The organism is Limnoraphis robusta CS-951 (genome assembly GCF_000972705.2).
This window is the reverse complement of the sequence record NZ_LATL02000018.1, coordinates 1-11,989: the sequence shown is the minus strand read 5'-3', so window position 1 is coordinate 11,989 and position 11,989 is coordinate 1. Positions and strand designations below refer to the sequence as shown.

6 protein-coding genes are annotated in these 11,989 nt (G+C 42.1%); 4 read left to right on the top strand and 2 right to left on the bottom strand.

Annotated features, from left to right (window positions below; genetic code table 11):
• Positions 1–294: 294 nt before the first annotated feature.
• Positions 295–2,091 carry a penicillin-binding protein 2 gene (gene mrdA / locus WN50_RS01610; protein WP_046278940.1) on the top strand — a complete coding sequence of 599 codons (1,797 nt, stop codon included), beginning with the start codon at positions 295–297 and terminating at the stop codon, positions 2,089–2,091.
• Between the two features lie 260 nt (positions 2,092–2,351).
• Here the strand turns inward: mrdA and WN50_RS01605 are convergent, their stop codons facing one another.
• The gene (locus tag WN50_RS01605; RefSeq protein WP_046278942.1) at positions 2,352–5,885 is read right to left on the bottom strand and encodes a sensor domain-containing protein; all 3,534 of its coding nucleotides are present in this window, start codon (positions 5,883–5,885) and stop codon (positions 2,352–2,354) included.
• Between the two features lie 253 nt (positions 5,886–6,138).
• Between WN50_RS01605 and WN50_RS01600 the strand changes: the two genes are divergently transcribed.
• Complete coding sequence (locus WN50_RS01600) at positions 6,139–8,163, top strand: amylo-alpha-1,6-glucosidase (protein WP_046278939.1); 2,025 nt, start codon at positions 6,139–6,141, stop codon at positions 8,161–8,163.
• 26 nt (positions 8,164–8,189) lie between these two features.
• Here WN50_RS01600 and WN50_RS01595 read toward each other — a convergent pair whose 3' ends face one another.
• A complete protein-coding gene (locus tag WN50_RS01595) occupies positions 8,190–10,364 on the bottom strand; it encodes a serine/threonine-protein kinase (protein ID WP_082172237.1) in 2,175 nt (724 codons plus the stop codon).
• Positions 10,365–10,849: 485 nt separating this feature from the next.
• Here WN50_RS01595 and WN50_RS37040 point away from each other — a divergent pair, with 485 nt between their 5' ends.
• Positions 10,850–11,578, top strand: coding sequence for a transposase (locus tag WN50_RS37040; protein WP_063847359.1), 729 nt, complete (start codon positions 10,850–10,852; stop codon positions 11,576–11,578).
• Positions 11,529–11,989, top strand: a 461-nt coding sequence (locus WN50_RS37035; RefSeq protein ID WP_342586721.1) for an RNA-guided endonuclease TnpB family protein, incomplete at its 3' end; no start/stop codon positions are given. The genes WN50_RS37040 and WN50_RS37035, both read left to right, overlap by 50 nt.

Sequence of the window (11,989 nt, the reverse complement as noted above, 5' to 3'; positions counted from 1 at the left end):
TAAATACTACAGAATAGAAGATTAGGTTGGAACTCCTTTAGTTGAGGGCAGAACAAGGGAAGTCTTCAAGTCAATGAGAAAATCAAACTTGAAGACACAAACAAACAAAAACAAGATTTGTTAATAGTCGCGGGAGGACATTCTGAGACTTTAAACGGACGTGGAGGAAGGCATAAGACTCCGGTTATTGAAGCAGCGTCCTGGGAAGCGTAAACCCCCCGCACGCGACCACCCGTTAAAGGTGGCGTGGTGAGGAATCTTCTCCCTAAAGGGAGGAGAGGATGTCAAAAGACTATGGTGCGTCAATTGTCCATTTCGTCTGAAACTCGTTCCATCGATTACTCCAAACCCCTCAGCCGCGATAAACGTGACCATCACTCTCTCTATCGAGCCGTCGCATTTATCCTGTTGATCACCACGCTGATGGGGTTCAGTATCTATCGTTTAGTGCAATTGCAACTGATAGACGGGAAGCAAAACCGACTCAGAGCTGAAGAAAATCGGATTCGTCTGTTGCCGATTCCGTCTAATCGGGGTTTGATTTTGGATCGCCATGATCAACCTCTGGCGGCGAATCGTCAAACTCGAGCCGTCTATTTGTGGCCAAAGGAACAAACAAAGGCTCAATGGCAAAAGACAGCGGCTCAACTCAGCGAGGTTCTCGATATCCCCACTGAGCAAATTATCGCCAAGTTAGAGCGTGTAGACTATGAATCGGCTGCTCCTGTTCGCCTTACCCAGTCGGTAACACCAGAAGCCTTTATTTGGATTGGAGAAAACGCTCTCAAGTTACCGGGTGTGAAAATTCACAGTGATTCCAATCGTTACTATCCTCATGGAGATGTAGCCGCTCATGTGATTGGTTATATTGGCGAAGCGACTCTAGAAGATTTAAAAGCCAACCCGGAATATCCGATGGGAATGATCGTCGGCAAATTGGGATTAGAAGCAGGTGCCAATGACCAACTCTCTGGGGTGTGGGGGGCGCGTTTAATTGAGGTGAATGCTCAAAATCAAGAGATCCGACTGTTGGGTGAACAAGCCCCTGTCGGAGGAACAACGATTAAACTCACCCTAGATTTAGCCATCCAAAAAGCAGCAGAAGAAGGGATTGGATATCGAAGAGGATCTGCTGTTGCTTTGAATGTGAAAACGGGGGAAGTTCTAGCGATGGCCAGTAGTCCTCGCTTTGATCCGAATATATTTACTAAACCGATTTCATCTGAAGAATGGCAACTTCTGCAAGGGGAAGATAATCCTTTTCTCAACCGCACTATGCAAGGATATCCCCCCGGTAGCACGTTTAAAATTATCTCTTCGGCAGCAGGTATGGGATCAGGTAAATACACTCCCGGCTCAGTGATTGCCACTTCTGATGCGATTACCGTTGGGGGAATTACCTTTCACGAACATAGTGGCGGTTACGGGGTGATTGGCTTTAGAGATGCTCTCGCGTTCAGTAGCAATACATTTTTCTACAATTTGGGCATGGATGTCGGAGCTGAAGAAATTGCGAAATGGGCCGAGCGTTTTGGGATTGGAACAACAGACTTGAAGCTTTTAAAGTTAACGGAAGGCTCTAGTGGTTTTGTTCCGACTCCAGATAACAAAGAAAAAATCTTTGGTGAACCCTGGTATTTGGGCGATACTATCACGATGGCGATTGGTCAGGGTGCCGTTTTAACGACGCCTTTAGAGTTGGCGGTGATGGTTTCTACAGCCGCTAATGGCGGTTATCGCGTTAAGCCCCATTTATTGGCCTCAATGACGAATACCCCGGAAACAAAACCTGTGCCAACAGGGTTAACTCCGGAAGCGATTAATACCATTAAAGAGGGGTTAGTTGCTGTGGTTGAGTATGGCACGGGCCAGGGGATGAAGGATGGCCTGCCCCTAACAGGCGGTAAAACGGGAACTTCTGAGGTCTTAGGCCAGCGATCGCACTCCCTGTTTGTGGGGTTTGGGCCTGCCGCTAATCCAGAAATTGCCATTGCTGTGGTGATTGAAAATGGCGGTTATGGTTCGGTTTCTGCGGCGCCGGTTGCCAAGCAAATGTTTCAAACTTATTTTGCCAATAAAAATAAGAAGTAGGGAACAGGAGAAACAGTTTACAGTGAACAGCTTTTACAGTTTACAGTTTACAGTTTACAGTTACCAGTTTTTACAGTTTACAGTTATTAGTTATTAGTTATCACTGGTTACTGTTCACTCTCTTACGAAGTTGCTCTACGCAGGCGTAACCCCAAGATCGCACTTCGCGCTGGTAACAGGTAACAGGTAACAGGTAACAGGTCACTGTTCACTGGTAACAGGTCACTGGTTACTGTAAACTGTTTCTCCTGTTCCCTGTATTAGCTGACTTTACGAGTTCCGACTAACCACTCTTCGGCTTCGTGTCGGTGTAGGGGTTTTGAGAAATAGTAGCCTTGACCATATTTACATTTAAGGTCTTTTAACTGAAGATATTGATCCATTAATTCAATTCCTTCGGCGATCACATCCATTTTCAAGCTTTTAGCGAGGGCAACAATCACTCTGACAATTTCTCGTTTATCCTCAACGGACATTTGATTGACAAAAGAACGGTCTATTTTGAGGATATCTACCGGAAATTGATGCAAATATCCTAAGGAGCAATAACCCGTCCCAAAATCATCAATACAAATCATAATTTCTCGCTGTTTCAATTCATTTAAAGTGGCGATCGCCAGTTGCGGATCAGTCATAATAGCGGTTTCGGTGATTTCTAATTTTAATTCTCGTCCTAAAACCTGAGTTTCCTGTAGGATTTTATCAATCCGTTGACTTAAATCTGTGGTAAACTGTTGACTTGATAAATTCACACTCATCACTAAAGAAGAATGATTAACAAATTTCTCTTTCCACTGATGAAGCTGAAGACAAGCCTCTCGTAAAACCCATTCTCCAATGGGTACAATTAAACCTGTTTCTTCAGCAACGGGAATAAATTCAGTCGGAGAAATAAACCCTTCTTTGGGATGATCCCAGCGCAATAAAGCTTCAAATCCTGCTATTTTACGGGTACTCAATTCGATAATGGGTTGATAGTAAAGTTGAAATTCTTCTCGTTCAATTGCCCATCGTAAATCCGTTTGAATTTGTAAACGCCTCAAAGTATCTGTTCGCATCGCGGCATCAAAAATAACAGCACATCCTTTTCCCTGCTGTTTAGCGCGATACATAGCAGTATCTGCATCTCTCAAAATCTCTGGAGGGAAGTGATAGTCAGAGGTTGCTTGAACGATACCAATACTGGTCCCGATAAAGACTTGATGACCTTGGAGGGTAAACGGTTTATTCAAGGCTTTTAATACTCGGGAAGCAATTTCTTTGGTTTCACTAAGATCCGAAATATTTTCTAACAAAATTGTAAATTCATCACCTCCTAATCGAGACAAAATATCACCACCACGAATACAGTTTTTCAGACGCTTACTAATTTCAATCAGTAATAGATCTCCCATCGCATGACCTAAGCTATCATTAATCAATTTAAACCCATCTAAATCTAAAAATAAAACTGAAAAGGTGTGATCAGGCTGTTCATGAATAGATTGAATAGACTGTCTGAGTTTTTGCATGAAAAAAGCCCGATTCCATAAGTCTGTCAGGGCATCGTGAGAGGCACTATAACGTAATTTTGCCTCGGTTTTCTTAAGATTAGTAATATCAATCACAGAGCCTTCATAGAAAATTACTCGTTTTCCTCTGGGACTATAAATAGCTCTTACATTTTGTAAAATCCAGATTAAACGTCCATCCCGGCGATAAACTTGAGATTCAAAATTGCAGACTTCAGCTTGTTCATTTAAGCGTTGAATCAACTTAAAATATTGTTTATCATCAAGGTAAATTGCTTGGAGATTTGCTTGATTTTGAATTAGGTTTTCGGGAGAATCATAACCTAATATTTTTGCTAATGCTGGATTAACGCTGGTATATTCGCCTTCTAAATTCATCTGAAAAATACCTTCAACAGCATTTTTGAAGATATTTCGATATTTCGCCTCAGCTTGCTTGCGTTGAAACACAGCCCCCAGTTGGGTGGCAACAGAAGAAATCAGTTCAACTAAACGCTTGTCTTCATTTTTGGGAATAGACATTAAAAATATCAATACAGCTAGCACTTGATTATTTGCCAAAATTGGCACACCAAATCCGGCTCTAAATTCATATTGATTGGCAATTGAACTGCGAGGAAATTGAATTTCCGCTTCTCGAGAAATATCAGGAATCCACTCGGGTTTTTGAGAAAACCAAACTCGCCCCGGTAATCCTTCATTCAGTGCAAATCTGAGGCTATGACTTTCCTGACGAAATGCTGTAGCATTGGCTGTGTTTCCATAACCGACTGAACTGTATTCTAAATAAGTTTGTTCGGGGTTCGGTACCCAAGCCTCGCCAAATTCCCAACCGGTTGTTTCACAAACTAAATGCAAGGCTACATCAATCGCTGAGTCAAAATCTGAAGCCACACTCACGGCTTTTGTAATGCGTTGAAGGAGTTGCAATTCTTCTTCAACTTGCTTGCGTTCAGTGATATCAAGTCCTGCACCTAAAAAGTGTTCATATTCGTCGGTTTCTGAGTTAAAAACTGCCCGACCATACCATTCTACAATAATTTCCTTGCCATTTTTTGTTAAGACTTTTTCTTCAGTTCGGATGGGAAGTCGGCGATGAATCATTAACTCAAATACCCAAGGTAAAGAGTCTTTATCTTTTCGAGGAACAAAGGTTGCTAAATAATCTGTACCCCGAACTTCTTCTAGGGTATAACCTAAAGCACTCAGCATCGCATCATTCATTAATTTGATTTTTCCTTCGGGATCAAGCACAATAAGAAAAGCTGGATTTGCATGAAAGAGAGTTTGATTAAAGTCTTTTTCTTTGCGTAAGGCGATTTCGGCTTTTTGACGTTCAAAAATTTCGGTTTGCATTTTATTCGTCAGGGGACGCAAGATTAACACAATTCCTAGCGTTCCCAGTCCAATTAAAATTACAATTGTACCAGCAACGGTTAAAAATTGTTGGTAAATAGAAGAATAAAGTTGAATTTTACCCGTAGCTACTATAAAACTTCCATTAATGCTTGGAACTGGACTATAACCAATAAAATAGTCACATTGTTTACACCATAATGCCCCGGTTTCACCTTGAATTGCTTTTTCAATCGCAATCTTAATAGACTCATCTTCTAGCAGGAGATGATTGGATTTATATTCCCGCTTATCTAAAGGAAAAAATGATTCTGTTTTTTGCGGTTGTCGGATGCCCAAAATCGTGTGACAAGCTCTTGAAAATTGAGTACAATCTGTCAAATTTTCAAGTTTAGGCAATCGAAATAGAGTAATATTTGTTGCAATTTTTGTTGAAGCGATTACTGGATTTGCAACCGTAAAGTAAAAATCTTGATCGATCCAAAAGAGCTTGATTTGAGAGGAAGTAGAGGAAGTATTTAAAAGATTCAAAACTTCAGGAGGAATAGCTTTACCTACCTCAATTTTATTTTGATTTTGAGAATTTATATAGAGAATTCCGACCCTAAATTGATTGAGATCTTTTTCAAGTGTCGTGCGAATACTTTCTAAGTTATTAGACCCTTGTAAAGTTTCATCGGAGGCGTTAAAAATCGGTATTATTTGAGGATTTTGAGCGAACTGTAAGCCTTGTTCTTTGGCTTGTTGAAAAATCGTATTGAGAGCAATGGCATTCTTTTCAGCCTGAAACAATAAATTCTGTTCTTCTTGTTGTTTGATGCGACTATAAAGGGGAAGTAAACTAATAAGAGCTACAGTGGTACTAATCACTAATAGTCCACTCGCTGCCCCAATTACAATCGCTCTTTTGATATTTTTGGGATTCATTAACATACTTTATAATATCATAACAAGTTCAAGATAGAAGTTTTATTGGGTCTGTTTTAACTCATTTCAGTTGATTGGGTGTTCAAAAAAATATCACCGCTCCCTAGACAACTCTTAAAAGAAAAAATAGAATTTCTTTTAAGTCCCAATCAGCATCTACAATAAAAACTCAGTCTTTATTACTGAACCATTACCCTCAGAAGATTGACAGAAAACCAGAGAGATAAACTGAGTGCAAGTTAGGAGATCAAGCATGATTATTACATTTGGGCGAGAAATCTGTTGTGATCTGGCATCTGCTGAATCCCGAGAATGGCTAGTCACCAACGGGATAGGTGGTTACGCTTCAGGTACAATAGCAGGCGTGTTAACCCGTCGATATCACGGATTACTATTAGCTGCTCTGCATCCACCTTTGGGTCGGACTTTACTCTTAGCAAAGTTTGATGAGACAGTCAGCTATGACAATCGGTTGTTTCCAATTTACACGAATCGTTGGGCGGACGGCAAAATTGATCCAGAGGGATTCAAAAATCTAGAACGCTTTTATTTAGATGGGACAATCCCCACCTGGGAATTTGCCTGTGCAGACGCACTGCTGCAAAAACGGGTTTGGATGCAGCAAGGAGAAAATACAACCTACGTTCAGTATACGCTCCGTCGTGCGACTCAACCGATGACGCTCACCCTGAGAGCCTTAGTCAATCACCGAGACTACCACCACAACACCCACGCCAATCAATGGCCGATTCAAGTTGATACCATTGAACATGGGATTTGCATCAAAGCCTTTCAACTGGCGACGCCCATCTACTTACTAACCGATGGGGCAAAAGTGGCTATCTCAACCGCAACTCATCCCTGGTATTATGGCTTTGACCTAGCTGTTGAACGGGAACGGGGCTTAGATGATGTCGAGGATCATCTACACGGTGCCACCTTTTATACCACCCTAGAAGCCGGACAGTCGATCACCTTTGTCACCAGTACCACCCCCCATCCCCAACTCGATGGTCAAATTGCGCTTGAGTCCCGTCATCAATACGAACAACAACTGATTAAAAATTCATCCCTGACTGAAAAAACCCCCGCCTGGATTGAGCAATTAATATTAGCGGCAGATCAGTTTATTGTCGATCGTCCGACTCCCGAAGAACCTGATGGTAAAACCATTATTGCAGGTTATCCTTGGTTTGGGGATTGGGGGCGAGATACGATGATTAGCCTTCCCGGTTTAACCCTGTATACGGGACGGTTGAATGTGGCTCGCTCTATTTTGAGAACCTTTGCTCAATACGTTGATCAAGGAATGCTTCCGAATCGTTTTCCCGATCGCAGCGATCAGCCTGACTATAATACCGTTGATGCGACACTGTGGTATTTTGAAGCGATTCGAGCTTATGTTGATGCCAGTGGGGATCAAGCGTTCATCGAAGAACTGTTTCCCATTTTAGCGGAGATTATCGACTGGTATAAACGGGGAACTCGTTATAATATTCACCTCGATACAGAGGATGGTTTAATCTACGCAGGAGAAGCCGGTACTCAACTGACTTGGATGGATGCTAAAGTCGGAGATTGGGTGGTCACACCGCGTATCGGAAAACCGATAGAAGTGAATGCGCTCTGGTATCATGCACTTCAGATGATGATGCGTTTTGCTCAACAACTCGGTAAACCCTACGACGACTATCAACAACTGGCTCAACAAACGGCGAAAGGCTTTGTGAGGTTTTGGAATGAAGCGGCAGAATATTGTTACGATGTGATCGATACGCCTCTGGGAAATGATGCCTGTTTGCGCCCCAATCAAATCTTAGCGGTTTCTTTGCCTCCTTTGGGTGCTAACTCCTATGCTGGTTTGTTAAACCCCAAACGTCAGCGTCAAGTGGTTGATATTTGCGCTCAAGAACTGTTAACTTCTTATGGGCTTCGCAGTTTGGCTCCTGATGATCCCCAATATCAAGGCATTTACACGGGAAATCTACTCAAACGAGATGGTGCCTACCATCAAGGTACGGTTTGGGGGTGGTTGATGGGGCCATTTGTTCTGGCTCATCTACGAGTTTACAAAAATCCGGCCCAAGCCCGTCGGTATTTACAACCCCTGATCGATCATTTATTGGCAGCAGGTGTCGGAAGTATGAGTGAGATTTTTGAGGGAAATGCACCGATGCGTCCCTGTGGATGTCCCGCTCAAGCTTGGACAGTAGCTGAAGTGTTACGAGCCTGGTATTTAACAGAACCGAACGCCGAGATCTTAGCAAGCGATAAATAAGAGGTGAAATTGTTGGCAAACTGGGTTTATTTTAACTGTTGGATTTGATATTGAGCATCTCGATATCCTCCCGTTAATCCTTGTTCTAAATAGAGTTGTCCGGCTTGTTGAAAATCATTAATTGCACCGCTTTTATCCCCTAAAGTGACTCGGACTAATCCCCGTCCATAATAGGCTGTTGCATAGTCGGGTTTGAGACGAATAGCTTGTACATAATCGGCGATCGCTCGATTATAATCTTGAAGTTGGTAGTAAGCAACTGCCCGATTGCTGTAAGATTGAGCATCATTAGGGTTGAGTTCTATTGCTTTTGTATAATCGGCGATCGCTGAAACAAAATCTTGTTTGGCAACATAGACCATTCCACGATTACTATAGGCTTTGTGATCTTTTGGTGTGAGTTCAATGGCTTTTGTACAGTCAGCCAGTCCGTTGTCGAGTTCTTGTAAATTCAAATAAGCAACACAGCGATTATTATAAGCCACAGCGTTCGGTTCAAGTTCAATGGCTTTTGTACAATCATCAATTGCGGCTTGATGTTGGCTGAGGTTAATCTGGGTACTACAGCGATTTCCATAGACAGCGCTGTTGTTAGGTTCGAGTTCAATAGCGCGATCATAATCGCTGAGAGCGCCTTGATAATCCCCTAAATGAAAGCGTGTTCTTCCCCGATCATAATAAGCTAAAATATTTTCAGGATCAAGTCGAATTGCTTCGGTATAATCAGCAAGTCCACCTTGTAAATCTCCAGCATCAACTCGGGCGATTCCCCGTGATCGATAAGCAAGAGGATTATCCGATTGTAAACGAATGGCGGCGCTATAATCTTCTATTGCTTTTTGATAATTTTCTAGAGCATATTGAGCTAATCCTCGTTTATAATAAGCATCAACATCTTGAGGTTCTAACTCGATAACTTTAGAATAGTCGGCGATCGCCCCGGAGAAATCTTGAGTCTCATAACGGGCTAATCCCCGATTAAAATAGGCGTTTGTGTAGTTGGGATTTAGTTTAATAGCTTCGGTATAATCTTCTATTGCCTTTGGGTATTCTTGCAACTGGTAGTGAGCATTTCCCCGTTGACGGTAGGCTTCGGAATTATTGGGGTTGTAATGAATCGCTTGAGAAAGTGTTTTGACTGCGGCTTTTGGATTGCCTTTTTCGAGTTTGTCAACCCCTTGAGTAAAGGCGACTTGGGCTTTTACCGGATCGGGACGATTTAAGACTTTGATCAATCCAAAGATTACCAAAAATCCGACTAAACCTGTTGCCGTCACTCCGGCTATTTTACCCCAATTTTTAATCGGTTTTGCCGAGTTTGATGGGCTAGAATTGGGAACATAGGTAAAGTCTGAACGTCCGGTTAGTTTTCGTAAATCGGAGATAACATCGATACAAGCAGCATAACGTTTCCCATAATAATGATGTACCATTTTATCAATAATTTTGGCAAAACCTGCACTGACTCGAGCGCGATTTCGCCAAGTGATATCTTCTGGCCCTGAAAGATTAGGGTCTTGTAATTTGGGTAAATCAGAGGCTTCTAATCCGGTAACCGCTTGTATGGCAATCATCCCCACCGCGTAAAGATCACTACTATATTGGGGATTACCTTGAAACTGTTCAATCGGCATATAAGAAGGGGTTCCCGTCGCAATAGTTCGCATCGATTGACTATTCCCATTTAAGAATTGATGAGTCACTTCTTTGACTGAACCAAAGTCAATCAGAACCAATTTTTTATCAGATCGACGGCGAATAATATTGGAGGGATTGACATCTCGATGAATCACCCCTTGTTCATGGACAAATAGAAGCAGTTCTAAGATTTCTTCTAGTAATTTGATCACTCTTTCTTCCGGCCAAGGTGTACCCGGAACCAGTTCTTTGGTGAGTGAATGTCCTTCGATATATTCTTCTACGAGGTAGAAATGATTGTGTTCTTTAAAGTAAGCCAGAAGCAGAGGAATTTGATTATGTCGTCCTAACTTTTCTAAGATTTCCGCTTCTTTTTCAAATAATCGTAATGCCGTTTTCAGAATATTAGAATTATTATTGGGAGGACGAAGTTGTTTAACGACACATTGAGGATGACCAGGACGACGAGTATCAGCCGCAAGATAGGTTTGTCCAAAGGCCCCAGAACTGAGGATTTGAACGATGCGATACCGTCTATCTAAAAGTTGACCAATCATTTGCATAGGAGGGTTTATCGTCTAAAAAAATCGGCATTTTAAAAATTAAACAGCAGTCTATGGGAATAAGGTTCTGATTTTTAGTTAACGCTTTTTCGGGGTTATAGGATGTTCCCCCAAGGAAAAAATAGGGATTTTTGATTAAAAAAACAATCAGGAAATTGAGAATCTAAGGGTCTATTTTTAATGAGTTTTTGGTGTTTTTCCTAGCTCATTATACAATTGATGCAACCTTGTCAAAATCAGGCTTAGTGTCGCAGAACCCAGTCCTTGATCACTGTTCGCACGAGATATTGACTCTGCTGTGATCCAACAGAGCGTTTAAGTTAATTGTGGCACAGAATCCGGATTGGCGAACCAGTCTGGCTAGAAATTCACGGGAAATAGTCCGGGGTTAGCGGAAGCCCCGTGATTCATTGCGGGGAGGAAGCTCGACACGAGCGACTTTAGTCGCCTAAGTCAAGCTTTCATCTAGGTGATATAATCAAAACATGGAACAAGTGTTGACTATAGTTTGCAAAATCCAACCCACCCCTGAACAGGCGAAAAGGCTTGACTTAACTTTAGGGGAATTTGCAGATGCTTGTAACTATATAAATAGCACCGTCAATCCTAAAATCAAGAACAAGAATAAGATACAAGCTGAGGTTTATAAAACTGTTAGAGAGTGTTTTGGATTGTCAGCAAACCTCGTTGTCAGGGCTTGCGCCAGGGTTGCTTCTAATCGCAAAACAGCCGCTTTAAAGAAACGCCCAGTTAAAACTTTCAAAGCAACTTCGGCAGACTATGACGCAAGGATTTTTTCCTACAGGGAAAAAGATCAAACCGTTAGTCTGTCCACAGTAGAGGGGCGAGAGCGGGTTCACTTGATTTTAGGAAGCTATCAGATAGGGAAGCTGAAAGGAAAAACGCCAACATCAGCAACTCTGTCAAAACATAGAGACGGTAAACTCTACATCCATATCCAGATTAAAGATCAAACTCCATCTCCCAAAAATACAGACAATGTTATTGGTGTGGACTTAGGTCGCCGCGATATTGCTGTTACATCCGAGGGATTTAATTGGAGCGGCGAAAACATTACAAAGGTCAGAAATAGGTTTTCTAGAGTTAGGGCTTCTGTTCAAAAGAAAGGCACAAAGGGAGCAAAACGACTCCTGAAACGGCTATCTGGTAGAGAGAAGCGATTATCTTACCTGGGTAAACCACAACATAAGTAAACAAATCATTTCTCGCGCTATAGAGACTGAAGCTAGTGTGGCTGTAGAAGATTTGACGGGCATCAGAGACAGAGCTAATACTCAACCTAGAAACAAGACTGAACGCAGAAGATCTAATAGTTGGGCGTTCTATCAACTTCGACAATTTCTTGAATACAAAGGAGTAAAAGTTGGGGTTGAAGTGGTAGCTGTTTCTCCTCGATATACCAGTCAAACTTGCCACAAATGCCTGCATATACACCCAAAACAAGGAAAGTCTTACCGTAGCGGCAAGACTTTTAAGTGCGGTCATTGTGGGTGGAAAGGAGATGCAGATCTCAATGGCGCGAAGATGATTTCAATTGTGGGGCAGTCTGTAAGCCTGCCTGTAACGCGCAATCCTCTATCATGTTCGGTACTAGAAGCGTATAT